Annotated in this window: 25 protein-coding genes and 2 pseudogenes; 15 read left to right on the top strand and 12 right to left on the bottom strand. The window is 73.0% G+C overall.

The annotated features are described in order from the left end of the window. Positions 1 to 2: 2 nt before the first annotated feature. From HLI28_RS14240 to thrS, 4 genes are all read right to left on the bottom strand, one after another. A complete protein-coding gene (locus tag HLI28_RS14240; protein ID WP_171248200.1) occupies positions 3 to 953 on the bottom strand; it encodes a phosphatidylinositol mannoside acyltransferase in 951 nt (316 codons plus the stop codon). Further along, positions 953 to 1,588, bottom strand: coding sequence for a phosphatidylinositol phosphate synthase (gene pgsA, locus HLI28_RS14235; RefSeq protein WP_171248199.1), 636 nt, complete (start codon positions 1,586 to 1,588; stop codon positions 953 to 955). The genes HLI28_RS14240 and pgsA overlap by 1 nt, the downstream gene beginning before the upstream one ends. A gap of 68 nt (positions 1,589 to 1,656) precedes the next feature. Beyond that, a complete protein-coding gene (locus tag HLI28_RS14230) occupies positions 1,657 to 2,154 on the bottom strand; it encodes an HIT family protein (RefSeq protein ID WP_171248337.1) in 498 nt (165 codons plus the stop codon). A 67-nt stretch (positions 2,155 to 2,221) separates the two neighbouring features. Next, positions 2,222 to 4,237: a threonine--tRNA ligase gene (thrS, locus tag HLI28_RS14225; RefSeq protein ID WP_343035852.1), complete on the bottom strand. Its 2,016-nt coding sequence runs from the start codon at positions 4,235 to 4,237 to the stop codon at positions 2,222 to 2,224. Between the two features lie 290 nt (positions 4,238 to 4,527). Between thrS and HLI28_RS14220 the strand changes: the two genes are divergently transcribed. The 3 genes from HLI28_RS14220 (at position 4,528) to HLI28_RS14210 (ending at position 6,389) form a co-directional block, all read left to right on the top strand. Continuing rightward, positions 4,528 to 5,004, top strand: coding sequence for an aromatic ring-opening dioxygenase LigA (locus HLI28_RS14220; protein ID WP_171248198.1), 477 nt, complete (start codon positions 4,528 to 4,530; stop codon positions 5,002 to 5,004). Between the two features lie 81 nt (positions 5,005 to 5,085). After that, entirely contained in the window at positions 5,086 to 5,856 is a 771-nt protein-coding gene (locus HLI28_RS14215) for a uracil-DNA glycosylase family protein (RefSeq protein WP_171248197.1), read from the top strand. Next, entirely contained in the window at positions 5,853 to 6,389 is a 537-nt protein-coding gene (locus tag HLI28_RS14210; RefSeq protein ID WP_343035851.1) for a DinB family protein, read from the top strand. Before HLI28_RS14215 ends, HLI28_RS14210 begins: the two co-directional genes overlap by 4 nt. 6 nt (positions 6,390 to 6,395) lie before the next feature. On the opposite strand, the gene HLI28_RS14205 is transcribed toward HLI28_RS14210, so the two are convergent. From HLI28_RS14205 to HLI28_RS14195, 3 genes are read right to left on the bottom strand one after another with little or no spacing between them, the layout of a single operon-like run. After that, positions 6,396 to 7,727 carry a chloride channel protein gene (locus tag HLI28_RS14205; protein ID WP_171248196.1) on the bottom strand — a complete coding sequence of 444 codons (1,332 nt, stop codon included), beginning with the start codon at positions 7,725 to 7,727 and terminating at the stop codon, positions 6,396 to 6,398. 7 nt (positions 7,728 to 7,734) lie between these two features. Next, positions 7,735 to 8,028, bottom strand: coding sequence for an SHOCT domain-containing protein (locus tag HLI28_RS14200; RefSeq protein WP_246246742.1), 294 nt, complete (start codon positions 8,026 to 8,028; stop codon positions 7,735 to 7,737). Positions 8,029 to 8,068: 40 nt separating this feature from the next. Beyond that, a complete protein-coding gene (locus HLI28_RS14195) occupies positions 8,069 to 8,488 on the bottom strand; it encodes a DUF6325 family protein (RefSeq protein WP_171248194.1) in 420 nt (139 codons plus the stop codon). Between the two features lie 238 nt (positions 8,489 to 8,726). On the opposite strand from HLI28_RS14195, the gene HLI28_RS14190 reads away from it, so the two are divergent. From HLI28_RS14190 to HLI28_RS14170, 5 genes are all read left to right on the top strand, one after another. Next, the gene (locus tag HLI28_RS14190; protein WP_171248193.1) at positions 8,727 to 8,933 is read left to right on the top strand and encodes a hypothetical protein; all 207 of its coding nucleotides are present in this window, start codon (positions 8,727 to 8,729) and stop codon (positions 8,931 to 8,933) included. 130 nt (positions 8,934 to 9,063) lie between these two features. Continuing rightward, on the top strand, positions 9,064 to 9,909 hold the full coding sequence (locus HLI28_RS14185; protein ID WP_171248192.1) for a DUF4397 domain-containing protein: 846 nt from the start codon (positions 9,064 to 9,066) through the stop codon (positions 9,907 to 9,909). Beyond that, positions 9,906 to 10,661: a sortase domain-containing protein gene (locus HLI28_RS16000; protein WP_171248191.1), complete on the top strand. Its 756-nt coding sequence runs from the start codon at positions 9,906 to 9,908 to the stop codon at positions 10,659 to 10,661. The genes HLI28_RS14185 and HLI28_RS16000 overlap by 4 nt, the downstream gene beginning before the upstream one ends. A gap of 75 nt (positions 10,662 to 10,736) precedes the next feature. After that, on the top strand, positions 10,737 to 11,324 hold the full coding sequence (locus HLI28_RS14175) for an RNA polymerase sigma factor (protein WP_171248190.1): 588 nt from the start codon (positions 10,737 to 10,739) through the stop codon (positions 11,322 to 11,324). Then, entirely contained in the window at positions 11,308 to 12,072 is a 765-nt protein-coding gene (locus HLI28_RS14170; protein ID WP_171248189.1) for an anti-sigma factor, read from the top strand. The genes HLI28_RS14175 and HLI28_RS14170 overlap by 17 nt, the downstream gene beginning before the upstream one ends. 102 nt (positions 12,073 to 12,174) lie before the next feature. On the opposite strand, the gene HLI28_RS14165 is transcribed toward HLI28_RS14170, so the two are convergent. Further along, on the bottom strand, positions 12,175 to 12,750 hold the full coding sequence (locus HLI28_RS14165) for a 4'-phosphopantetheinyl transferase family protein (RefSeq protein WP_171248188.1): 576 nt from the start codon (positions 12,748 to 12,750) through the stop codon (positions 12,175 to 12,177). Positions 12,751 to 12,802: 52 nt separating this feature from the next. Here HLI28_RS14165 and HLI28_RS14160 point away from each other — a divergent pair, with 52 nt between their 5' ends. The 7 genes from HLI28_RS14160 (at position 12,803) to HLI28_RS14130 (ending at position 21,806) form a co-directional block, all read left to right on the top strand. Then, a complete protein-coding gene (locus HLI28_RS14160) occupies positions 12,803 to 15,406 on the top strand; it encodes an AMP-binding protein (RefSeq protein ID WP_171248187.1) in 2,604 nt (867 codons plus the stop codon). Between the two features lie 14 nt (positions 15,407 to 15,420). Continuing rightward, on the top strand, positions 15,421 to 16,458 hold the full coding sequence (locus HLI28_RS14155; protein WP_343035850.1) for an extracellular solute-binding protein: 1,038 nt from the start codon (positions 15,421 to 15,423) through the stop codon (positions 16,456 to 16,458). After that, positions 16,442 to 17,959, top strand: coding sequence for an ABC transporter permease (locus tag HLI28_RS14150; RefSeq protein WP_171248185.1), 1,518 nt, complete (start codon positions 16,442 to 16,444; stop codon positions 17,957 to 17,959). The genes HLI28_RS14155 and HLI28_RS14150 overlap by 17 nt, the downstream gene beginning before the upstream one ends. Continuing rightward, positions 17,956 to 19,056 (top strand): ABC transporter ATP-binding protein, encoded by a 1,101-nt coding sequence (locus tag HLI28_RS14145; protein ID WP_171248184.1) that lies wholly within the window; start codon positions 17,956 to 17,958, stop codon positions 19,054 to 19,056. Before HLI28_RS14150 ends, HLI28_RS14145 begins: the two co-directional genes overlap by 4 nt. 36 nt (positions 19,057 to 19,092) lie before the next feature. Then, positions 19,093 to 19,488, top strand: coding sequence for a VOC family protein (locus tag HLI28_RS14140; protein ID WP_216077743.1), 396 nt, complete (start codon positions 19,093 to 19,095; stop codon positions 19,486 to 19,488). 124 nt (positions 19,489 to 19,612) lie between these two features. Then, entirely contained in the window at positions 19,613 to 21,433 is a 1,821-nt protein-coding gene (locus HLI28_RS14135; protein WP_171248183.1) for an alkyl sulfatase dimerization domain-containing protein, read from the top strand. 229 nt (positions 21,434 to 21,662) lie between these two features. After that, complete coding sequence (locus HLI28_RS14130) at positions 21,663 to 21,806, top strand: hypothetical protein (RefSeq protein WP_171248182.1); 144 nt, start codon at positions 21,663 to 21,665, stop codon at positions 21,804 to 21,806. Positions 21,807 to 21,921: 115 nt separating this feature from the next. Here the strand turns inward: HLI28_RS14130 and HLI28_RS14125 are convergent, their stop codons facing one another. The 4 genes and pseudogenes from HLI28_RS14125 to HLI28_RS14115 all read right to left on the bottom strand — a co-directional run bounded on the left by HLI28_RS14125 (position 21,922) and on the right by HLI28_RS14115 (position 25,502). Next, positions 21,922 to 22,956, bottom strand: coding sequence for a hypothetical protein (locus HLI28_RS14125; protein WP_171248181.1), 1,035 nt, complete (start codon positions 22,954 to 22,956; stop codon positions 21,922 to 21,924). Between the two features lie 121 nt (positions 22,957 to 23,077). Next, positions 23,078 to 23,371 (bottom strand): annotated as a pseudogene (locus HLI28_RS16050) (SMI1/KNR4 family protein); the annotation flags it as partial. Positions 23,372 to 23,490: 119 nt separating this feature from the next. After that, positions 23,491 to 23,823, bottom strand: coding sequence for a hypothetical protein (locus HLI28_RS15315; RefSeq protein WP_216077742.1), 333 nt, complete (start codon positions 23,821 to 23,823; stop codon positions 23,491 to 23,493). 505 nt (positions 23,824 to 24,328) lie between these two features. Beyond that, positions 24,329 to 25,502, bottom strand: a pseudogene (locus tag HLI28_RS14115) (IS3 family transposase). Between the last annotated feature and the right edge of the window lie 56 nt (positions 25,503 to 25,558).

Here is a 25,558-nt window from a genome sequence, read left to right as displayed (position 1 = left end):
CATCACGCCTCCCCCGCCCGGGCCTTCGTGCGGGCGTACCGTTCGGGGTCGAGGTCGTCGACGAACACCTTCTGCAGCATGTGCCAGTCCGCGGTGCGCTCGACGAGGAACTCCCCCAGCACCGAGACCCAGGCCTGGGTGAGCCGGGCGATCTGCTCGCCCCGGTCCTCGACGGCGGGGACCGGTACGGCGGGCAGGAAGCGGATGACGGTCCCCCACGCCGACCCGGCCCGGCGCCGGCGCTCGCCGTGCAGGCGCTCGTGGAAGATGCCGACGGGCAGCAGCGGGGCGCCGGTGGCCAGCGCCAGCGCCGCGGGGCCGGCGGCGACCCGGGCCCGGTGGCCGCACAGGTCGACCTCGACGCCGCGGGCGGTCAGGTCCCGGTCGGCCAGCAGCGGGAGGAGGCGGGGGCCGTCCTCGGCGCCGCGCACCAGGTCGCGGAACACGCCGTCGTCGCCGAGGGCGAGCACGTCGATGCCGATCGAGCGGCGGAACGCGACGAACTCGGTGAACAGCGCGGCGGGTTCGAGGCGTTCGGCGACCGTCAGCACCGGTGCCAGGTGCGGCGTGGCCCAGGCCCCGGCGAGGTCCCAGTTGCCGCAGTGGCTCAGCGCCATGACGACCGAACCGCCCGCCTCCACCACCGGGCGGACGTTCTCCTCGCCCTCGACGCGCACCCGGGCGGCGATCTGGTCGGGGTCGGCGCCCTGGAGCGTGAACGCCTCGCGGAAGTAGCGCAGGTAGCGGCGCATCCCCTCGCGGGACAGCCGGCGCAGCGCCCGCGCGTCCAGCTCGGGCCGGACCCGGGCGTAGTTGGCCTCCAGCCGGCGCACCCCGGCACCGTGGCGCCACCAGGTCAGGTCGGCCGCCACCGTGGCGGCGGCCCGCTGCAGCGGTTCGGGCACCCGGTGGGCGTGCTGCCAGGCGAAGGTGTAGAGCGCGGCGACGTCCATCAGGCATCCTCCAGGGGACGGCCGCCCAGGTGGATCTGACGGCGGACCGTCATGATCCGCTGGACGACCGTGACGAGGCTGGCGACCGCCAGCAGGGACAGCACCACGACGAGCACGAGGACCGGCAGGCCGACCTGGACGAACCCGGTGGGCGCCAGGGCGATGACCAGCCGGTCGGTCCGCGCGGCGATGCCCACGTCGGCGCTCGCCCCGACGGACTCGGCGCGGGCCCGGGCGTACGGCACCACCGAGCCCAGGGCGAGGCAGGCCAGCGCGGCCACGGTGCCCCAGGTGGCGTAGGGCACGTCGGGGTGGAGCACGAACCAGAGGGTGATGCCGACGAAGACCGCGCCGTCGGAGATCCGGTCCAGGGTCGAGTCGAGGAAGGCCCCCCAGGGGCCGCTGCGGCCGGAGAGGCGCGCCATGACCCCGTCCAGGGAGTCCAGCAGCGCGAAGAGCCCGATGAGCACCCCGCCGAGCAGCAGGTGCCCGGTGGGCAGCAGGGTCAGGGCGACCGCCGTGACGACCACCGTGCCCGCCACGGTCACGGTGTCCGGCGAGACGCCCCGGCGGAGCAGCAGGTGCGCGAGCGGGGTGAACAGTCGCTGCATGGTGGCCCGCAGGCGGCCGAACATGGGTGTTGCTCCTCGGTCTGTGGTGTGCCGGCTCCGGCCGGCGACGCCAGGGTAGCGGTCGGCCCGGCTCAGGCGTCGGGCCACGCCGCGGCGAGCCGGGCGCGGGTGTCGGCGAGCAGCTCCGGCAACGACTTCGTGCGGCCCACCACGGGCAGGAAGTTCGCGTCCCCGAGCCACCGCGGCACGACGTGCTGGTGCAGGTGCGCGGCGATCCCGGCACCCGCGACCTCCCCCTGGTTCATCCCGAGGTTGAACCCGGCCGGCGCGTAGACGTCCCGCACGACCTGCATCGCCGTCTGGGTCATCGTCGCCAGCTCGAGGGTCTCGTCGTGGGTCAGGTCCGGGTAGTCCGACACGTGCCGGTACGGCAGCACCATCAGGTGCGCGCTGTTGTACGGGTACAGGTTCAGCACGACGTAGCACGCGGCCCCGCGGGCGACGACGAGGCCGTCCTCGTCGTCGCCCGTGGGGATCCGGCAGAACGGGCAGTGCTGCACCGAGGAGTCGGCGGGCTTGTCCTGCCCGCCGATGTAGACCATCCGGTGCGGCGTCCACAGCCGCGCCATGTCGTCCTCCGGCGGGCCGAAGCGGTCCGCCGGCACCTGCTCGGGTCCGGTCGCGGGATCCGTCACGTCAGACCTGCTCGCGGTCGCGGACCGCGGTCACGATGCGCTGCACGGCCTCGTCGACCGGCACCCCGTTCTCCTGGGTCCCGTCGCGGAACCGGAAGGAAACGGCGCCGGCGTCGGCGTCCTCTCCGCCGGCGATGAGCACGAACGGCACCTTCTGCTTGGCGGCGTTGCGGATCTTCTTGCCGAACCGGTCGTCGGAGGTGTCGAGCTCGGCCCGCACGCCCTCGGCACGGAGCTTCGCCACGACGTCGCCGAGGTAGTCGTCGAACGCCTCGGCCACGGGCACGGCGAGCACCTGCACCGGGGCGAGCCAGGCCGGGAAGGCGCCGGCGTAGTGCTCGAGCAGGACGGCGAAGAACCGCTCGATCGAACCGAACAGCGCCCGGTGGATCATGACCGGCCGCTGCCGGGTCCCGTCGGCCGCGGTGTACTCCAGGTCGAACTTCTCCGGCAGGTTGAAGTCGAGCTGGATCGTCGACATCTGCCAGGTGCGGCCGATGGCGTCCCGGGCCTGGACCGAGATCTTCGGGCCGTAGAACGCGGCACCGCCCGGGTCGGGCACGAGGTCCAGACCGGAGGCGGTGGCCACCTCCTCCAGGGTGCGGGTCGCCTCCTCCCAGGCCGCGTCCTCGCCGACGGACTTCTCCGGGTCGCGGGTGGACAGCTCGAGGTAGAAGTCGTCGAGTCCGTAGTCCTTGAGCAGGTCCAGCACGAACGTCAGCGTGGTGGACAGCTCGTCGCGCATCTGCTCGCGGGTGCAGTAGATGTGCGCGTCGTCCTGGGTGAACCCGCGCGCGCGGGTCAGTCCGTGCACGACGCCGGACTTCTCGTACCGGTACACCGTCCCGAACTCGAACAGCCGCAGCGGCAGCTCCCGGTAGGACCGCCCGCGCGAGTCGAAGATCAGGTTGTGCATCGGGCAGTTCATCGGCTTGAGGTAGTAGTCCTGCCCCGGCTTGCGCACGACGCCGTCGTCGTCGAGCTCGGCGTCCAGGTGCATGGGCGGGTACATGCCGTCCGCGTACCAGTCCAGGTGCCCCGAGGTCTCGAAGAGCCGGCCCTTGGTGATGTGCGGGCTGGCGACGAACGAGTAGCCGCCCTCGATGTGCTTGCGCCGCGAGTAGTCCTCCATCTCCGTGCGCACGATGCCGCCCTTGGGGTGGAACACCGCGAGCCCGGAACCGATCTCGTCGGGGAAGCTGAACAGGTCCAGCTCGCTGCCCAGGCGCCGGTGGTCGCGTCGCTCGGCCTCCGCGAGCCGCTCCAGGTAGGCCTTCAGGTCGTCCTTGGTCGGCCAGGCGGTGCCGTAGACCCGCTGCAGCTGCGGGTTCTTCTCGCTGCCGCGCCAGTACGCCGCGGCCGAGCGCATGAGCTGCACGCCGTTGCCGATGAGCCGGGTGGACGGCAGGTGCGGGCCGCGGCACAGGTCGGACCAGACGACCTGCTCGCTCTCGCGGCCGGCGCCGCGGACGTTGTCGTAGATGGTCAGCTCGCCGCCGCCGACCTCGACGGAGGAGCCGTCCTCGTCGGACGAGCCTCCCTTGAGGCCGATCAGCTCGAGCTTGTACGGCTCGGCGGCCAGCTCGGCCCGCGCCTCGTCCTCGGTGACCACGCGTCGGCGGAAGGTCTGGCCCTCCTTGATGATGCGGGCCATCACCTTGTCCAGCTTCTTGAGGTCCTCGGGCGTGAACGGCTCGGCGACGTCGAAGTCGTAGTAGAAGCCGTCGGTCACCGGCGGACCGATGCCGAGCCTCGCCTCGGGGTTGACCTGCTGCACCGCCTGGGCGAGGACGTGCGCCGCGCTGTGCCGCAGGACCGCCAGCCCGTCCGGCGAACCGACGGTGACCGGCTCGACGACCGTGCCGGGCACGACCTCGCGGGACAGGTCCAGCAGCTCGCCGTCCACGCGCATGACCACGACGTCGCGCCGGTCGGCGAAGAGCTCGGTGCCCGTCGTCGCCTGCTCCACCGTCACCGCGGTCGTGGGGTCGGTGGCGTTCGCTACGGCGTCGGACACGGTGGTGCTCCTTGCGCTGGTGGTTCGGGTGGGCGGCGGCCCGCGGGCCGCCGGGCGACATCGCCGGTGGCGACGCCCCTCGATCGTACCGACCCGGCGCGGACGCCGGTGCCCGCGACCCGGGCCGCCGGCGGGCGCGGTGCGGGACCGACGCCCCGGACATCCATGTGAAGTAATTCACAAGAAACGTCCTCGCAGGTCAGGCTATGTGGTCTTACCATGGAGTCAGACGCCGGAGGGGCGTCGGACACCGGCCGCGAGAGTCGCGACCCGGACCCTCGGAGGGGAACATGACCACCATCGCCCGCACCACCAGCACCACCCCCACCGGCAACCGCGGGGTGCGCATCGTGGGAATCATCGCCCTGATCGCCGGCCTCGTCATGATCGTCGCCGGTGCGGTCACGTGGGCGACCGTCAGCTCCCAGCTCAGCGCGCAGAACATCACCGTCTCGGAGGACGCCTCGTTCCTCGCCGGCGACGAGGTCGACGGACCGTTCTCCGCCTACGCCCAGGCGCAGATCATCGACCAGCACGCGCTGGACGCCACCGACGGGCTCACCTACGCCGAGCTCGACCGGGAGGACCCGCGCCGCGACACCGCGATGAACGCCTCGTTCCTGCGGGCCTCCCTGTTCACCTCGGTCGTCGCCTACGGCGTCAGCGCCCTGGTCATCGGCCTCGGTGTCCTGTTCGGCCTGCTCGGCTGGTCGGTGCGCTCCCTCGCCGTCGAGGCGCCGCCCGTCAAGACCGCCGCGGAGGCCTGACCGACACCGCACGCAGGGCCCGCTCCCCCGTCGGGGGAGCGGGCCCTCGCCGTGTCCGCGGGGACCGGGCAGGATGGCACGGTGGACCCCTCCGACGGACCGCCCGTCGACCCGCCCTCGGCGGCCCGGACGGCACGCACCCTCGCCGAGCTCGACGCGCACCTGGTCTCCTGCCGCGCCTGCCCCCGGCTGGTCGCCTGGCGCGAGCAGGTCGGCCGGGAGAAGCGGGCCGCGTTCCGCGACGAGACGTACTGGGCCCGGCCGGTTCCCGGGTTCGGGGACGCACGCGCTTCCGTCGTCGTCGTCGGGCTCGCCCCCGCGGCCCACGGGGCGAACCGCACGGGGCGGATGTTCACCGGCGACCGCAGCGGGGACTTCCTGTTCGCCGCGCTGCACCGCTGCGGGCTCGCCAACCAGCCCGAGTCGACGGGCCGGGGCGACGGCATGGTCCTCGACGGGGTCCGCCTGGTGGCGCCCGTGCGGTGCGTGCCGCCCGAGAACCGCCCGACGCCGCAGGAACGTCGCCGCTGCGCGCCCTACCTCGCGCGCGAGCTGGAGCTGCTCGCCCCGACGCTGCGGGTCGCGGTGGCGCTCGGCGCCATCGGCTGGAACGCGCTGCTGGGCTCGCTGTCCGAGCAGGGCTGGTCGGTCCCGCGCCCCCGGCCGCGGTTCGCCCATGGAGCCGAGCTCGCCCTGCAGCACCTCGACGGCGGGCCACGGCGCCTGACCGTGCTCGGCAGCTACCACGTCTCGCCGCACAACACCTCGACCGGCCGGCTGACCCCGTCGATGCTCGACGCCGTGCTGGGCCGGGCGGCGACCCTCGCCGGGCACCCGAGGGCCGCGACGTGACGGGCATCCCCGACCGCACCGAGCCGCCGCTGCGCGCCGACGAGACCCGCACGCTGCGCGCCTTCCTCGACTACCACCGAGACACCCTGCGCCGGAAGACGTCCGGCCTGACCGCCGACCAGCTGCGCACCCCCCTGCCGCCGTCGGACATGACGCTCGGCGGGCTGCTCAAGCACCTCGCCTACGTCGAGTCGCACTGGTGCAGCGTCGTCCTGACCGGCGCCCCCGCCCTCGCCCCCTTCGACACGGTCGACTGGTCGGCCGACCCGGACTGGGACTGGCACTCGGCGGCGGACGACTCCCCCGCCGCGGTGCGCGAGCTGTACGACACGACCGTCGCCGCCGCGGACCGGCTCCTGGACGCGGCGCTGGCGGTCGCCGGTCCGGAACAGCTGTCCGCGCGGGAGGACCGGCACGGCGGCGGCCGGTTCAGCCTGCGCTGGATCCTCGTGCACCTGGTCGAGGAGTACGCCCGCCACAACGGGCACGCCGACCTGCTGCGCGAGGCGGTCGACGGCTCGACGGGCGAGTGACGCAGGTCAGGCCGGGCGGCGCCGCTCCGTCGCGATGATCTGCTCGGAGACGAACGCCACGACGACGGCGAGCAGGACGACCGGCGTCATCGCGGCCGCGTTGGAGCCCAGCAGCACCACCACCAGGACCGCCGAGGCCACGGGGTAGGGAAGGATCGCGGCCGTCGCGGCGGCCATCCCCGCCGCCATGGCCGGGATCACCCCGTAACCCGGCAGGCCGGAGACGAGCACGCCCGCGGCGGCACCCAGGAGCACGGCCGGGAAGATGGCGCCGCCGCGCAGCGCACCGAGCGACACCCCGTACCCGATCGACTTGAAGGCGAGGAGCGCGACCAGCACCGGCGCGGACCAGGCGCCGGGGTCGGCGGCCAGCGGCTCCAGCAGCCCCTGACCGCTGAGCGCCACCTCCTCGGGGGACCGACCGGTCAGCAGGGCGTAGGCACCCGCGCACCCGGCGACGACCAGCGCCGCGCCGACCGCGGCGGACAGCGGCCGGTCCGCCGCCCGTCGCGCCGTCCAGCGGCCGAGGTGGTGCACCTGCCGCACGGCGAACGCGGTGGCCACGGCGAACGGCACGGTCCACAGCACGTCGCCGAGGTCGGGCCGGTCGGGGCCGGCGAGGTCCGGCAGCGCGAGCGAGGGGATCTGCAGACCGGTCCAGGTGCCCATGCCGGTGAAGACCAGGGACCCGATCCCGGCGGACAGCAGGCAGGGCAGCACGACACGGGCGAGACGGGGACCGGCCAGCCCGGCCGCCTCCAGGACGAAGATCGCGGCGACCAGCGGGCTGCCGAAGATGGCCGCGAGCGCCGCGGCGGCGCCGGCGACCGTGATCAGAGCGCCGGCCCCGGGCGCCCCGGACGCCGCGACGGGTCGCACGAGCAGCAGGGCGACGGCCGACCCGAGGGCGAGCAGCGGCGCCTCCGGACCGAGCACCACGCCGAGCGGGAGCCCGCCGAGCGCCGCGAGGAGGATCCCGGGCACGAACCGTGCGGGCACGGGGTCGATGCCCAGGCCGTCGATCGGGACGTGACCCCCGTGACCGGGCAGCCACCGGACGGCGACACCGACGAGCACACCACCGAGCAGCAGCCACGGCAGGGCCCACCACCAGGGCGCCACCTCGTGGCCGAACGTCGCGGGCCACGTCTCCCAGACCGCGTGCTCCAGGGCGTGCAGGAGCGCGAGGAACCCGAAGGCCACCAGGGACACCGGGACACCGATGCCCGCGGCGAGCAGCAGCACCCCCACGTACCCGCGCGTGCGGGCGGCGCGCTGCTCGGGGGTCAGGTCCTCCTCGCCCGGCGCGGGGTCCGTCGACGGCTGCTCGGCTGTCACCGCCCGGTCAGCCGAGGACCTTGGCCTTGGCGGCGGAGAACTCCGCGTCGGTCAGCAGTCCGGCCGAGCGCATGTCGCCGAGCTGCTGGAGCTGGGACATGGTCTCCGTGGCCGGGGCCACGGCCTGGGTCGGCTGCTGCTGCGCGAGCAGCTGCTGCATCTGCTGCTGCTGCGCGAAGTGCGCCTCCTGGGCGTGGTACGCCTCCGCGGAGGCCTGCTGGGTGCCCCGGGCCCCCGCCCGGTCGTCCATCCGCCGGCTGACGGCACCGGCGGTCCCCGCGATCACGGCGGTTCGGGCCATGGTGCCGATCAGGCCCGGGCGGCCGACTCTCCTGACCATGTCAGTCCTCCTCGTCCAGCACGCTCGTCAGCTCCGCGATCGCGGCCGCCGGCACGGTCATCATGTCGATGACGCGCCCGCCCGCGTCCCGGACGGCACCGGCCAGGCCGGTCGCCCAGGTGTGCTCGAACACGAGCATCCCGACCGCCGTCCCGGGTGCGAGGTCGGCGGCCACGGCGTCGACGTCGTCCTCGGCCAGGAACCCGGCGGGCTCACCGACCAGGTCGCCGAGATCGGAGCCGGCGTCGGCCGCCTCGAACCACTCGATCTCGCCCTCGAGGTCACGGCGGATCGCCAGCGCGTCCAGGACGTTGATCGTCCCGGCGTCCTGCAGCCGGGTCAGCTCGGCCAGGACCGCGCCGGTGAACTCACGGTGCGGGAACTCGACCAGGAGGAGCTCCACGGGGGCGGTGACTGCCATGTCGGGCCTTTCCGTCGGGCGCCCGCGGCGGACGCCGGGATCGGCGGGACCGGGCGGCGGACGCGAAGGCGCTGCTCAACCGCCACGATCATGGTCCGGGGCGGGACGTGGCGCAACAGGAGCGCCGACCCGGACGCCGTGACGGGCCGGGGACGGTTGGCGCGCGTTGTGTGAGACGGGTGTGAACACCGCCGTGTCGCGGCGGACAGCCGGGCGCCGACGACCCACCATGGTGGGCGTGCCACGCGACGACACCCCGATCTTCGACGCCCTCGCCCGCGAGTTCGAGGCGGGGCGCCCCCTGCTGCACGTGGCTCGTGCGCTCGGGGGCGACCCCTTCGGCGACCCCCTGGCGCGCACGCGCGCCACCGAGGTCCGCCTCGTCTCGCCGGACGCCGCGTCCCGCCTTCCCCGCCGGTCGCGCCGCAGCCGGGCCCGCGACTGACCGCCGGTCGGGGCGACGGCGAAAAAAGTCCATCCACGTGCATCCAGATCGGTCACCGTTCACGAACACCTGGTGTCAAGCCACCGGAGCAACCCCGCCAAGGACGGCGGGACCGACACCAGGAGGACACATGCGTACGATCCGAACCACGGCCGCCCTCGGCGCCACCGCGTTGGCCGCCGCAGCGGGCACCGCACTCGCCCTGCCCGCCTCGGCGGACGGACATGTCGCGATGCTGAGCGTCCTGCACGGCGTGCCGGACACGACCGTGGACGTGTACGTCAACGGTGAGCTCACGCTCGACGACTTCGAGCCCGGTGACCTCGCCGGCCCGCTCGAGCTCGAGCCCGACACCTACTCGGTGGCGATCACCGCCGCCGACGCCGAGGACGACTCCGACCCGGTCATCGGCCCCGTGGACCTGCCGCTCGAAGGCGGCATGAACTACACCGCGGCCGCGCACCTCGACGCCGAGGGCTCGCCGACCGCGACGCTGTTCACCAACGACACCTCGGAGATCGCCGCCGGTGAGGGCCGCCTGACCGTCCGTCACGTGGCGGCCGCCCCGGCCGTCGACGTGCTGGCCGGCGGTGACCCGGTGATCGAGGGCCTCGAGAACCCTGACGAGCAGGTGCTCGACCTCCCGGCCGGCACGGTCTCCGCGGCGGTCGCCGCCGCCGGGACCACCGACCCGGTGATCGGGCCGGCCGACGTCGACGTGGCCGAGGGTGTCAACACCATCGTCTACGCCTGGGGCTCGCTGGAGAACGACTCGCTGGCGCTCGCCACGCAGACCGTCGAGGGCATGCACTCCGCTCCTGACGGCGTCGACGCCGGGACCACCGGCGCCGCGGCGGCCGACCACCACGGCTTCTTCACGCCGTTCACCGTCGGCACCATCATGACCCTGCTGGCCGGGTTCGTCATCGCGATCGCGGTCCGGGAGGGCGTCCGGGCGCACCGGGCACGCCGGTGACACGCACGCACCGCTCCGCGGCGGGCCGGGTCACGCGCCCGGTCCGCCGCGTGGCCCTGGCCACCGTGGCCGCCGTCTCCGTCTCGACCCTGGCCGGCGTGCTGATGGTCGTGGCCGACGACACCCCCACGGTCGGGGCCGACGTCCCCCGGGTGGAGGCCGCCGAGGCGACCTCCGCACCGGAGGCACCGGCGTCCCCCTCGGCGTCCGCCGACCCGACGCCGGGGGGCGCCGGCGACCAGGAGGGTGCCGGCGGGCCGGCGGTCCCGGACATCCCCGTCGTCTCGGCCGATCTCGCGAGGAGCGAGCCGGCCGCGCCGCCCGAGCTGGTCACGGTCCAGGGACTGCTGGAGACACCGGTCCGTCCGGTGGGCGTGGACCCCGACGGCACGATGGAGCTCCCCGAGTCGGGCGACGTGGCGGGCTGGTACCGCTTCGGCCCGGCCCCGGGCGACCCGCAGGGCGCGGCCGTTCTCGCGTCCCACGTCGACACCCAGGAGGGTGTCGGGCAGTTCGCCCGGCTGGCCGAGGCGACGGCCGGCGACAAGGTCACGGTGACCGACGCCGACGGCGTCCGGCACCGGTACGAGGTCACGGAGATCACGCGGTACTCGAAGGAGGCGGTGCCCTGGGAGAAGTTCTTCGACCGCTCGGGTGAGCGGCGACTGGTCCTGGTGACGTGCGGCGGCCGGTGGGACGCCGAGGCGGGCCACTACGAGGACAACCTGGTGGTGACGGCCGTGGCGACGTGACGCGCGGCGGCTGACGCGCTAGGTTCGACCCCGAAGCCGCCGATCGCGCGGGACGACCCGTATCACGGAGGTTCTGTGACCACTGGGGCCGAAGGTGCCGCACTGCCGGCCGCCGACCCCGACGCGGACGTGAGCGCCGCGTTCGCAGCCGGCACCGAGGACGGACTGGCAGCGGCCTACCGTCGCTGGTCGGCTCTCGTGCACACGGTCGCACTCCGGTCGTTGGGCGAGGTCTCGGACGCCGAGGACGTCACCCAGCAGGTCTTCGTCGCCGCCTGGCAGGCACGCGGGTCCTACGACCCGCAGCGGGCCAAGCTGTCGACCTGGTTGCTGGGCATCGCCCGGCACAAGATCGCGGACGTGCACGCCTCCCGGGAGAGGCTGCGACGCCAACGCCGAGCCGCGGAGGCGTTCACGCCGAACCCCGTCGGGGAGGCCGACCCGGTCGGTGCCCCCGTCGTGGACCGGGCGATCGTGGCCGACGAGCTGGACCGGCTCGGCGACCCGGCCGGTACGATCCTGCGGCTCGCGTTCTACCGGGATATGACACACACGCAGATCGCCGAGGAGATGTCCCTTCCCCTCGGCACCGTCAAGAGCCATGTCAGACGAAGTCTGACCCGGCTGCGCACACGATTGGAGGTGGATGGTGCAGCACGTTGACCCGGAGGTCCTCGCGCTCCTCGCGCTCGGGGAGCAGGACGTCGTGTCCGACGACGAGCGCGCCCACCTCGCCTCGTGCGTGGCCTGCCAGGCCGAACGCGACAGCCTCGCCGACGTGGCCTCCACCGCGCGCGAGCTGGGGCCCGAGGAGCTGGTGGCACCGGCGCCCCACGTGTGGGACCGGATCCGCGCCGAGATCGACCAGGAGGAGACGTCGAGCGACGCCGCCTGGGTCGCCGGCGTCGAGTCCGCCGAGGCGGAGGTCGTCGACCTCGCCTCCCGCCGGCGCCCGGCCGCGCTCTGGGCCGTGGCGGCCGCCAGCGCGGCGCTCGTCGTGGGTGTCGGTGGCGGTATCGCCTGGGAACGGGCGCAGGGCCCCGAGGCCGTGACGGCCCCCACGCCCGTCGCCGTCGCCCAGGCCGAGCTCGAACCGCTGCCCGACTGGCCCGACTCGACAGGTAGCGCGACGGTCGAGGAGGCCGCCGGCGGCGAGCTCGAGATCGTCGTCTCCGTCGCCGGGGCGGACGGCTCCGGCGAGGGTGCCTACCGCGAGGTCTGGCTCATCGCCGACGACCTCAGCGGCATGGTCAGCCTGGGCGTGCTCAAGGGCGACACCGGGACGTTCCCGGTGCCCGCCGGGCTGGACCTGGATCGCTACTCGCTGGTCGACGTCTCGGAGGAGCCGTTCGACGGCGACCCCACGCACTCCGGCGACTCGATCGTCCGCGGGGGTCTCGACCAGGCCTGACCGCCCGCACGACGCGTCACCCTCTCCCCGTCCGGCCCGGACGCCGTGGACCCTCTGGTTCCGCGAGCGTCCGGGCCGGACGTCCGTGCGTCGCGGGACCGGTCACCGTCCGCGCGCAGACCTCAGGCCCTCGGTGCGGTCCACGTGGCGCACGGTGCGCTCGCCGACGGTGGTCAGCGCCGCGGCGTAGCCGCCCACGGGAGGACGCAGGTCGCTGGTGACCAGTGCCGCCGGCGACGCTCCGCCGAGATCGGTCCAGGTGCGCGCCTTGACCGCGGCCTCGCGGCGCACCCAGTCCCCGACGGCGCCCGGGTCCGGCAGGTCGGACGCCCGCTGGACGTCGACGCCGACGGGACCGTGCGGGTCCAGCGCGACGACGACCAGGACGCCGGAGTGCGCGACGGAGACCCCGGGGCGGCGGTCGCCCGCCCCCAGGACGCGCGGCGCCCCGTGCGGCCGGCCGCACTCGGCGCAGGTGCGGTCCAGCACGACCTCCGCGGCGCCCACCCCGAGGTGCGCGGCGACCGCGAGGCGCAGCAGGGCCGCACCGACCAGCGACCGCCCGCGGTCGGCGGGGCGGTCGAACGAGTCCAGGCGCGCCCGTTCGGTGTCGTCGAGCAGGGCGGTCAGCTCGTGGTCCGCGGCGGCGAGGGTGGACCACCAGACCTCGACCGTCACCGTCTCACCTGCCACTTTGTGTTCCGCATCTAGGTAAGGCTAACCTCACTGCGTGCCGACAACGACCCCCGCCGCCCTGCCGCGCCCGGACAGCACCCTGCTGCCCGCGCTCGCGGACGTGTCGGCGCCGGCCCGGCCCGCGCTGGTCACGTCGTCCGGCGAGACGCTCACCCACGCCGCGCTGCGCGAACGCGTCGGCGATCTCGCCGCCCGGCTCCCGGACGTCGCCGACGGCCGGCGCCTCGTGCACCTGCCGCTGCGCCCGGACCTGGGCGGGGTCCTGGCGTACCTGGCCACGCTCGAGGCCGGTCACGTCGCGCTCGTCACGGCCGACGACGACCGGACCTCCCAGATCCTGGACCGGTACCAGCCCGACGTCCGGGCGACCGGTGACCCCGACGAGCCGTTCACCGTGACGTCGCCGGACCCGGCACACCTCCTCCACCCCGATCTGGCACTGCTCCTGAGCACGTCGGGCAGCACCGGCTCGCCGAAGCTGGTGCGCCTGTCGCACGAGAACCTCACGAGCAACGCCCTCGCCATCGCCCAGGCCCTGGGGCTGACCGCGGCCGACCGGGCCGTGACCAGCCTCCCGCTGCACTACACGTTCGGGTTGTCCGTGCTGCACTCCCACCTGGCGGTCGGCGCCTCGGTGGTGCTGCAGGAGGCGTCGGTCCTGGACGAGGCGTTCTGGCGCACCGTGGACGGCCTGCAGGTGACGACGCTGGCGGCCGTGCCGCACACGGTCGAGCTGATGGAGTCCACCGGCGTGCTCGAGCGGCCGCACCCCTCGCTGCGCCTGCTGACCCAGGCGGGCGGACGCCTGCACCCCGACCGGGTGGTGCGCACCGCGGCGCTCGGCCGCGAGCACGGCTGGGGCCTGTCGGTCATGTACGGCCAGACCGAGGCCACGGCCCGCATCTGCGTGCTCGACCCGTCCCTCGCGGCGGACCACCCCGACGCCGTCGGACGACCCGTCCCGGGCACCTCCCTCGAGATCGACACCACCGTGCCGGAGGCCTCCGACGGTGCCGGTGAGGTCGTCGTGCGCGGCCCCGGCGTCATGATGGGCTACGCCGAGCACGCCGACGACCTCGCGCTCGGCCCGCTGCTCACCGAGCTGCGCACGGGCGACCTGGGACGGGTGGGGCCGGACGGTCTGCTGCGGCTGGTCGGCCGCCGCTCCGGCTTCGTCAAGGTGATGGGCCTGCGGATCGCCCTCGCCCCGGTCGAGGCCGCCCTCGAGTCCGCCGGGCTGAGCGCCTGCGTGGGAGGGGACGACGACGGTCTGACGGTCGCGGTCGCACCGGAGCCGGGCGGCGACGACACCGCGACCGCCGTCCGCGCCCGCGAGGTCGTCGCGGCGGCCTCCGGCCTCGGTCCCGCGGCCGTGTCCGTCGCCGTCGGCGAGCTGCCCCGCCTGCAGAGCGGCAAGGTCGACCGCCGCGGCTGCGCCGCCCTGGTGCGCGAGACCTGCGTCGGATGCCCGGTCGCGCCGAACGGCTCGGCCTCCCCGTCCGCCGTCCAGGTGGCCCACGCCGTCGGCGAGGTGCTCGGCCGGGACGCCGTCGACCTCGACCGCAGCTTCGTCCAGCAGGGCGGAGACTCGCTCAGCCACGTGCAGGCGTCCGTCCGGCTCGAGGGGCTCGTCGGCCCGCTCCCCCGCGGCTGGCACCACCGCCCCCTGCGCGAGCTCGCGGAGCTGGACCGCTCCCGCGCCGACGCCTCGCCCGCGAACCCCGCACCGGCTGGGGGACGTCGTGGGTGGCGCACGGTGGAGACCTCGGTGCTGCTGCGCGCGATCGCTGTCGTCATCATCTGCGGGTCGCACGCCGACCTGTTCCGCGTCCTCGGCGGCGCGCACACCCTGCTCGCCGTGGCCGGCTTCAACGCGGCGCGCTTCGGCCTGTCGGCCGACACGCCCCGGGGGCGTTGGCGGGCCACCGCGCGCACGCTCGTCGGCGTGGCGGTCCCCACGATGGCCGTCGTGCTGTTCGGCATGGTCACCCACGACCGCTACGGGTGGGGCAACCTCGCGCTCTCCAACTGGCTGTTCGGCGACGTCACCTACGGGTTCCGCAACGAGCTGTGGTTCGTCGACGCGCTCGTGGCCTGCACGCTCGTGCTGACCGCCGCGCTGTCGGTCCCCGCCGTCTCCCGGCTCTGGCGACGCGACCCCTGGCTCGTCGCGGCCGGGGTCGCCGTGCTGGCCCTCGTGCCGCGTTTCGTCGTGCTCGCGCTCGGCGAGGGTGTGCTGCGCGGCATCATGCCCACCACGCTCTGGCTCTTCGCCGTCGGCGCGGCCGCGGCGCACGCCGACACCCGCCGGCGCCGTCTGCTCACCCTCGCGGTCGCGGTGGTCGGCGGGGCGACGTTCTTCCCCGACGACCCGGTGCGCAACGCCACCGTCCTGGCCGGCGTCGCCCTGCTCACCCTCGTGCCCGAGGTGCGGGTGCCCGCCCGCTGGGTGCCGGTCATCGGCCTCCTGGCCGCCGCCTCGCTGTACGTCTACCTCGTCCAGTTCCAGATCCTCGACGTCGTGCCCACGGCGCTCGGCGCCACCGCCGTCGCGATCGCGGCCGGCTGCCTCCTCTGGCGTCTCGCGGACCGCCCGGTCCGCCGGCTCCAGGACCTCCTCGTCCCCCCGACCCGATGAAACGGAAGCCCTTCGTGTCACGTCAGCACCGCCGTCCCCTCGTCGCCGCCCTCCTCGCCCTCCCGCTCGCGCTCACCGCGTGCAGCACCGACGGCGAGTCCGAGGACGCCTTCGCGGCCGAGCCCGGGGCGCTGCAGATCTACTCCTCCCAGCACCGCGACGTCACGCAGGCCTGGGCCGAGGCGTTCACCGAGAAGACCGGCATCGAGACCCAGGTCCGCGAGGGCCAGGACTCCTCGATGGGCCACATGATCGTCGAGGAGGGCGAGGCCTCCCCGGCGGACGTGTTCCTCACGGAGAACTCCCCCGCGATGACCGTGGTGGAGCGCGCCGACCTGCTCGCCCCGGTGGACGAGGAGACCCAGGCGCAGGTGCGCGACGGGATGGCGCCGTCGTCCGGCCGGTGGACGGCGGTCGCCGCCCGCTCGACCGTGCTCGTCTACAACACCGAGATGATCAGCGAGGACGAGCTGCCGGACTCGATCATGGACCTGGCCGACCCCGAGTGGGCCGGCCAGTGGGGCGCGGCCCCGGGCGGCGCCGACTTCCAGGCCATCATGGCCGGCATGCTCGCCGACCGCGGCGAGGAGGAGACCCGGGCGTGGCTGGAGGCCCTGGCCGAGAACTCCGAGGTCTACCAGAACAACATCGCCACGATGAAGGCCGTGAACGCCGGCGAGGTGCCGGTCGGGATCATGTACCACTACTACTGGTACCGCGACCAGGCCGGGGACAAGGAGGGCAGCGCGAACACGCAGCTGCACTACTTCGGCCAGCAGGACCCGGGGGCCTTCGTCAGCCTCTCCGCGGGCGGCGTGCTGGAGTCGTCCGACATGCCGGACGAGGCCCAGCAGTTCCTCGCCTACGTCACCAGCCCCGAGGGTCAGCAGGTGCTCGTCGACAGCGGCTCCATGGAGTACGCCGTGGGTGCCGGCGTCGAGTCGGACCCGGCGCTGCCCACGCTGGACGAGCTGGACGCCCCGCCGGTCGACCCCTTCACCCTGAACTCTGACACCGTCATGGAGCTCATGACCGATGCGAGCATCCTCTAGGAGCCGCGGGGTCGCCGTCGCCGCGACCCTCGTCGCCGCGCTCACTGTCCTGCCGCTGGTGGTCGTCCTCCTCGACGCCTCCTCCGCGGGCGTCGAGGAGGCGGTCGACTACCTCGTGCGGCCCCGCGTCGGCGAGCTGCTGGCCAACACCGGTCTGCTGATGGGCGTCACCGTGCCCGCCACGGTGGTCCTCGGCACCCTCGCGGCCTGGCTCGTGGAGCGCACGGCCCTGCCCTGGGCCGGGCTCTGGCGCACGCTGCTGCTGGCGCCCCTGGCGGTGCCGGCGTTCGTCAGCGCCTACGCCTGGGTGACGGTCGCGCCCTGGCTGACCGGGTTCGGCGGGGCCGCGCTGGTCACGACCCTGGCGTACTTCCCGTTCGTGTTCCTGCCCGTGGCCGCGCTGCTGCGGTCGCTCGACCCCGCCGAGGAGGAGGTGGCCCGGTCCCTGGGCCTGTCCCCGACGCGGGCCGTCGTCCGGACGGTGCTCCCCCGGCTCCGTCCGGCGATCAGCGGCGGGGCGCTGCTGGTCGCCCTGCACCTGCTGGCCGAGTACGGCGTCCTGGAGATGATGCGGTTCCAGACCTTCACCACCGCGATCATGCAGCGGTACGCGGTGGGGTTCAGCGACGCGTCCGGCAGCCTGCTCGCCTCGGTGCTGCTGGGTCTGTGCCTGCTCGTGCTCACGCTCGAGGTGGTCGCCCGCGGACGGCGCCGGGTGTCCCGGGTCGGCGCCGGCACCCAGCGCCCGGCCACGCGGGCCCGGCTGGGCGGCTGGACCGCTCCGGCGCTGGTGATGCTCGGCACGCTCGTCGGCCTGGCGCTCGTCGTCCCGGTCGCCACCGTGCTGCGGTGGCTGGGTTCAGCGATCGGCGACGGGCTGGTCGACGACCTCCTCACCGTCACCGCGAGCACGGTGCTGCTGGCGCTGCTCGGCGGACTGGCGGCCGTGGTGGCCGCCCTGCCCGGGGCGTGGCTGCTCAACCGCCGCAGGTCGGCCCTGACGGTCCTGCTCGAGCGGTCCACGTACCTGGCCAGCGCGCTGCCCGGCGTCGTGGTCGGACTCGCCCTGGTCACGCTCGCCATCGACTGGGCACGCCCGCTGTACCAGACGCTGGCGCTGACCGTCCTGGCCTACGCCATCCTCTTCCTGCCCCGGGCGATGGTCGCCCTGCGCGCCGGTCTCGCCGCCGCGCCGCCGGAGCTCTCGGAGGCCTCGCGGTCGCTGGGGCTGGGCGGCCCGGCCACGCTCGTCCGGGTGGTCCTGCCGCTCATCGGCCCGTCGGTGCTCACCGGGTTCGTGCTCGTCTCCCTCGCCGTCAGCACCGAGCTGACGGCCACCCTGCTGCTGGCCCCGACCGGGACCGACACCCTCGCCCTCGCCTTCTGGCGGGAGACGAGCGCGCTCGACTACGCTGCTGCGGCCCCCTACGCGGCAGTCATGATCGTCTTGTCCGTACCGCTGACGTTGTTGCTGCGGCGGCAGATACTGGAGGAACGATGACCGACGTGCAGCTGCGAGCCGTCACGGCCGCCTACGGCCGGCACGACGTGCTCGACGAGGTGAACCTGGTCGTGCCCGAGGGCACGACGACCGCCGTCCTGGGTGGGTCCGGCAGCGGCAAGACGACGCTGCTGCGCATCATCGCCGGGTTCATGCAGCCGCGTTCGGGCGAGGCGGTCATCGGCGGTCGCACGGTCGCGGGGCCCGGTGTCTGGGTGCCGCCCGAGCGCCGCGGCGTCGGCTACGTCCGCCAGGAGGGCGGGCTGTTCCCCCACCTGTCCGTCGCCGGGAACATCGCCTTCGGGCTCCCCTGGCCGCGACGCCGGCACCACGACCGGGTGCTCGAGCTGCTCGACCTGGTCGGCCTGCCCGCCGAGGTCGCCGACCGGCGCCCCGACCAGCTCTCCGGCGGTCAGCAGCAGCGGGTCGCGCTGGCCCGCGCGCTGGCGCCCCGCCCCGGCCTCGTGCTGCTCGACGAGCCGTTCTCCTCGCTGGACACCACGCTGCGCGCCACCACCCGGGACGCCACGGCGCTCGCCCTGCGCGCCACGGGTGCCACGGCCGTGCTGGTCACCCACGACCAGGACGAGGCACTCTCCTTCGCCGACCAGGTCGCGATCCTCACCTCCGGCCGGATCCGGCAGGCGGCGGCCCCGCGGGCGATCTATCGGGATCCCGTCGACGCCGACGTCGCCCAGTTCCTCGGCGACGCCGTGTTCGTGCCCGGCGAAGCGGCGACCGACGGCTGCGTCACCTGCCCGCTGGGCACCCTGCCGGTCCGTGGTCAGAGCCCCCGCGGCGCCGTGGACGTCATGCTCCGGCCCGAGCAGATCACCCTGACCCCGGCCGGCACCGGCCAGCTCGAGGCCACCGTGCGCCACGTGTCGTTCTTCGGGCACGACGCGCTCGTCGAGCTGGCCCTCGGCGACGGCGCCGCCGAGCAGCGGATCCGCGCGCGGGTGGTCGGGCTGCAGCCCCCGGAGGCGGGCGACCGCGTCGGGCTGGACATCGTTGGTCCCGTCCGCGCGTTCCCCTCGCGACCGGACCGGCCCGGGGGCGGTCAGCGCGACGAGAGCCCGGTGCCCTCCTCCGCCTGAGGCGGCGTGGCGGACCCGTTCGCCTAGCGTGGGACCGTGGAACGGTTCGAGGCGTCGGCGCTGACCCACATGCTGGTCGTGGCCGACGTCGAACGCAGTCGTGACTGGTACGTGCGCGTGCTCGATGCCCGGGTGGCCGGCGAGTACGGCGGCACGTCGGTCGTGCTCGAGCTGCTGGGGAGCTGGATCCTGCTCGTGACCGGCGGGGGTCCCGACGCGGGCAAGCCGACCGTGACCCTGGCCCCGCCCGCCGAGCCCGACCGTCCGAGCGCCCAGCTCGTCTTCCGCGTCGACGACTGCCCGGGTCTCTACGAGCTCCTGTCGGCCCGTGGCGCGGAGTTCCTGGCCGCACCCGACGTCCGTGACGGCGAGACCCGCGCGTTCTTCCGCGATCCCGACGGCCATCTGTTCGAGATCTCCGCGCTCACCTGAGCCACCGAGCCGTCGGCGCGGCGTGCGTCGGCGCATCGGCGTAGCCTCCGTGTGAGGTGCTCACAGCTCCCGGCCCCGCACAGCTGAACGGAGGCCGGCCGTCGGGAAGAAAGGGTCACATGCCATGGCCGACAAGCTGGCGTCGGGGTCGACCGTCACGGTTCGCAGCGACGATCCCACCGTCTTCACCAACCCCGACGTGCTGAGCCACCTGGCCAAGGTGGTGTGGCAGGACGTGGACGGCAACCTAGCGTTCACGACCGAGTCCCCGAAGGTGGCGGCCGCGCAGACGGCATGGGCTCGCCAGATGCCGCCGACGATCTTCGAGCTCGTCGAGGGCAGGCTCTACCACGCGTCCGGTTTCCAGCTGTGCTCGACACTGATCGTCGTCGGTGACGACGGTCTGACCATCGTGGACCCAGGAGAGAACGACGACCGCGCTGCGGCGACCCGCGAGGTCTTCGCACAGTTCTCGGACCTGCCGGTCAAGGGCGTCGTCTACACCCATCGGCACCCGGACCACGCCTTCGGGGCGGCAGGCTGGGGGGTGACCCAGGAGCAGGTCGACTCGGGCGAGGTCAAGATCATCGCCTCGGAGAACTTCGTGCCCAATCTCGTGGAGGACACCGGTGTCGTCGGCCCCATCCTGACCCAGCGCACCGCCTACAGCGGCCCCTACCTCGGCCCTGGCGAGGACGGATGGATCACCATCGGGCTCGGTCCTGACTTCCGGACCGGCCCTCTGTCGCTGTTCATGCCGAACGTGCTCGTCGACGAGTTCGAGCCTCTCGAGGTCACCGTGGCCGGTGAGTCGATGGTGGTCTTCGGCGCCTACGGCGATGCCGGCACCGACGAGATCTGCCTCTACCTCCCCGAGCACCGCCACGTGCACGGCTCCGAGACGATCCAGGGTGAGACCTTCCCCAACCTGTACACACTGCGAGGAACCGGCTACCGCAACCCCACGCTGTGGTACAAGGGCATCGATCGGCTCCTGCCGTACGCTCGCAAGGCCGACAGCTACTCGGGCTCGCACATGCGCGCCTGGGTCGGCAACGACTTCATCGTGGAACGGGTCACCAACTACCGTGACGCCATCCAGTACGTCCACGACCAGACCGTCCACCACATCAACCGCGGGTACAAGCTCGACCAGCTGGCCGAGGCCGTCGTCCTACCCCACCAGTTCGCCCAGGACCCGTGGCTCATGGAGTTCTACGGTTCGGTCGCGCACTCGGTGCGCAACATCTACGCCGGCTTGATCGGCTGGTTCCAGGGCGACGCCACCGAGCTGGCCCGACCGGGTTTCTTCGAGCTCTCCCGCAAGTACGTCGCCGCGATGGGCGGACGCGACCAGGTGCTCGCCCTGGCTCGGCAAGCCGTGGCGGACGAGGAGTTCGGATGGTCCGCGGAGCTCCTCACCCACGTGACCCGCGAGAACCCGGACGACAAGGAGGCCAGGGACGTCAAGGCCGAGGCTCTGCGCCAGTGGGGCTACCTGCAGACCAACATCTACTGGCGCACACTCGCCCTGTCGGCTGCCGGTGAGCTCGACGGGACCCTGGACCGGTCGGCTCCGTGGAACTTCGCCGACCCCGTCATCGTCGCGGCCCTGCCGACCACCAAGATCCTCGAGACCTTCCGGGTCCGCCTGAATGCCGAGCGCGCCACCGGCAAGGAGATCGTGATCGGCCTCGACGTGACCGACACCGGCGAGAAGGCGACGTACCACGTCCGCAACCAGGTGGCGGTCTTCCACGACACCGCCCCGGACGCACCGGACGCCACCGTCAGAGCGACCAAGGCCGCGATGCTGCAGATGTTCGCCACCGGGAAGGCGCCGGAGCACACGGTGACGGGGTCCGAGGCTGCGGTGGCGGAGTTCCTCCATCTGCTCGACACGTTCGAGCCGAACAAGATCGACCTCGTGCTGCCGAACGACTGACACGGCCCCCACGCAGCCTGCGCGGATCCCGGCCGGCCGCGCGGCGGGTCATGGGGTGTGGGTGGTGGGCGTCCTACGGGTGCTGCTTGAAGGATGTCTCCCGTGCCCAGACCCCATCCGAAGGAGTTCCGCGACGACGTCGTGGCGATCGCCCGCCAGGGCGAGGCTCCGGTCAGGCAGGTCGCGAAAGACTCCGGCATCTCCGAGTCGTGTCTGCGCAACTGGCTCCTTGCCGCTGACGTCGCCGACGGCGCGCCGGGTCCTGAACCTCGCCCGCCAGCCCGACGACCGGTGGCTCGCCGCACCGGTCAGCGACCGCGAACTCTCCCAGGCGCACCTGGCCAACGCCCTGTTCGACGCCCAACAAGGATGACCCCGAGTTCGGGTACCGGCTGCTGGCCGACGAGGCCCGCGCGGCCGGCCACCGGGCGGTGAGACCCGCGCGTTCTTCCGCGACCCCGACGGTCATCTGTTCGAGATCTCCGAGCTCACCTGAGCCCTGACGGCGTGACCTCGCTTCGGTCGTGGCGTCCTGCACCACCCCTCGAGGCCCCCCGTTCCTCGACCGTCTGCGTGGTCCAGAAGAGCAAGAACCCGCCGACGATGACGAACTCGAGCACGTAGAACCAGCGCGAGTCATCACCCACCCAGCCAAGGAGCTTGAAGCCTGCCGTCCCCGCGATGCCACACACCATCGCGATCGCCACGAGGACGTAGATCCCGCGGTACACGCTGTCGCCACGTCCGGGGTGCCGGCGAGCGCCGAACCCCCCGATCAGGGCGACCAGCGCCATCGGTGTGAAAACCAAGATGGCCGCGACCGCGTGGGCATTCAGCAGGAACCATTCGTGCAGCGTCAGGTAGACCGCGAGACCTGCCAGCCACAGACCGATGACGACGAGCGTCCCGACGACTTCCTCATTCCGAGAGGGTTCCCGGTACCCCGTGTCCAGCAACCTGCGCCACCTCGAGCCGCCCGGCGCCGCGAGCGGCTCTAGAGGCCGGTCGCGAAGCACGACGAAGAACAGCAGGAGCACCAGGGCGACCGATGAGACCAGGAAGTACGCCTCCAGGGAACTCTCTACCTGGTTCGTCCACTCCGCACACGCCTGGGCGTCCCACGGTCCGCCGCCGACGGGCGGCTGTTCCGCGACCAGGGAGTCCGGCGTCGGACGCCCGAAGCACGCCTCGCGCACGGGCTCCGGGGTGGGGACGAACGCCACCACCGGTGCCAAGAAGCCGGCGAGGTTGAGCAACGGCTCCTGGGTGCCCCGCCCACGGATCGCAATCATCGCGGCTCCGGTGGCAACAAGGACCGCGACGAAGACACTCTGCGCTGGGGTGTACCACGCGGCGCTGATGGACCCGAGCGGCTCCCCGCTCGCGGGGTCGGAGTCCTCGAGAAGGACGGCGACGACCAGCATGGCTGTCATCGAGATGATGGCCACACGCAGGTAGTAATAGGTCGCGGCGGCATTGCGGGCCGTGGCGACCGGGGTCGGCGCCCCTGACATCGCGCTCATGACTGTGAGGAGGCCACAGCCCGGAACAGAGATACGCGATCACCGGGTGAACAATCCCCGCTCGTCGGCGGCACGAGGACCGGGGCAGTCGTCCCGCGTTCCAGAGGGAGAAGAAGCCGGTGACCGTCTCCGCCAGGCGGGTGGACTCAGCCAGGATGCCCGACCAGACGAACACGCCGTCCGCGCCGTCCCAGGGGACGCAGAAGACGTCTCCCGCACCGTCGTCACCGAAGGCCAGCAGCGAGACTCTCCGAGGGTCATCGTCCGCTCCGGACCAGTCGGTCAGGTTGCGCTCGACCGTCACCCCCAGACGCCACACCACGTCCCACTGGCCCCCTGCGCTGAAGACCCCGTCACTCACGCGGTACAGCTCGCAGAGATCGTCCGGCAGACGGCATCCCAGAACTGCCTCCACCTCTGCGACCTAAGCTCCAGCGCATCGGTCGCGAGCAGTTGGCTCCATCGCGTCCTGGACAGGTCGGTCGACCCCACGTCAGGCGATCCACCGGGCGAATGCTCGGGCTGCACGGCTCGTCACGGGAGAAGCTCGACCCTCAGGCCCTGGGTCACGAAGGACTCCGCCAGCACGCGCAGGCGTGCCGGGTCGACCGCGGACGCGAGTCCGATACCAGGATCCAGCGTGAATCGGACCGTGGTGCCGGTCGTCCCGTCGTCCGGGACGGGAAGCAGATCGGTGACCGGCACACCCGCCCTGTACTGCTGCCTCCAGGACCCGTTGGTGCGCCGGTTGACGTGCACCAGCTCGCTGCTGAGCGCGGAGACCACAGAGATACCTCGTCGAGGGTTCCCGTCCGGCAGGATGGGCGGCGTCCGAGCGTCGAAGAACCGCAGGTCGCGCGTCGTCATCACCGGCTTCTTGACGAACCTGCCCTAGTCGTCAGCGCGGGTGGCCGTGCCGCGGCCGTCGTCAGCGATCGACGCGCCGCCGTCGTGGAGCGTCACGACGGCGGTTCCGCCACCCCGTGCCTCCGCCTCCGCCGCGGCGTAGGCGAGCACCTCGAGGACGAGGTGCTCGAGCCCGCCAGACGCGAGGTCGTGCGCCCTGGTCCGGATGGTGGCGAGGTGAGCATGGTCAACCGTGGCGGACCAGTCATGTGTCGTGTTCGTCCAGGTCACGGCCCATTGTGACAGGGACGCCCGGCTGCCACCGTCAGGACACGCGCGCCTCGACCACCGAATGCACGGATGTCCTGCCGTGGCACTGAGCCCTACGAGCGAGAACCGCGCCTGTTGCCGGTCAGACGGGGTTCCGCATCGGTGGGCGATACTGGGTTTGAACCAGTGACCTCTTCGGTGTGAATGAACTCCGACCCGGGCAAGGGACTGCTGCACGGTTTGGTGACAGCGGTTGTCAGGCGGCGAGTGCGACCTGAGTGGTCATGATGGCTTCGTACTCGATGGGGGGGTCGATCGTCCGAACCGCTGCTGGCGGCGGCGTCGGTGGTAGGTGCGTTCGATCCAGGTGATGATCGCGATGCGCAGGTCCTCGCGGGTGGTCCAACGGCGCCGGTCCAGGACGTTCTTCTGCAGCAGCGCGAAGAAGGACTCCATGGCGGCGTTGTCGCCGGCGGAGGCGACCTGCCCCATGGATCCGCGCAGGTCATGACGGCGCAGCGCGGCCAGGAATCGTCGGCTGCGAAATTGGCTGCCTCTGTCGGAGTGCACGATGCAGCCGGCCACCGCGCGGCCCTCCACGGACCGTCTGGCCACGGCATTCTCCAGCGCTCGAACGGCCAGGGCGGACTTCATGCGGTCGCTGATGGAGTAGCCCACGATCCGGTTGAAGTACACGTCCTTGATCGCGCAGAGGTAGACCTTGCCGGCGCTGGTGGGATGCTCGGTGATGTCGGTCAGCCACAGCTCGTTCGGCTCCGCCGCGGTGAAGTCGCGCAGGACGAGGTCGTCGTGCGCGGGCGGTCCGGGCCTCTTGCCGTTCTTCGAACGCTTCTTGCCGAACACGCTCCACCAGCGCCCGTCCCGACAGACCCGCCACATCGTGCGGTCGCACGCGACATGGCCCGCTTCGCGGGCCTCATCGGCCAGGAGCCGGTACCCGTACTCGGGGTCATCGTGGTGGGCGTCGAACAGGGCGTTGGCCAGATAGGCCTGCTCGAGCTCGCGATCGCTGACCGGTGCGGCGGGCCACCGGTAGTACGGCTGGCGGGCAAGGTTGAGGACCCGGCACGTCACCGCGACGGGGATCCCCGCCTCGGCGAGCTCTCGGACGAGCAGGTACATCATTTTCCCGGCAGGTGCGCCTGGGCGAAGTACGCCGCCACGCGGCGCAGCACCTCGTTCTCCTGCTCCAACAGCCACACACACTTCCTGGCCTCACGCAGCTCGGCCGACTCCGACGCGGTCACACCGGGCTTCGCGCCGTCCTCGACGTCGGCCTGGTGGAGCCAGTTGCTCAGGCACGACTCGGAGATGCCGAAGTACTTCGTGATCTGCTTGATCGGAGTCTCGCCCTAGCGGGCGATCGCCACGACGTCGTCGCGGAAATCCTTCGGGTGGGGTCTGGGCACGGGACACATCCTTCCAGCAGCAACCGCAGGCACCCCAGGTCAGGTTTCACCTACTC

The organism is Isoptericola sediminis (assembly GCF_013085345.1).
In the GTDB taxonomy this organism is placed as follows: domain Bacteria; phylum Actinomycetota; class Actinomycetes; order Actinomycetales; family Cellulomonadaceae; genus Isoptericola; species Isoptericola sediminis.
This window is presented reverse-complemented; position numbering and strand designations above follow the sequence as displayed.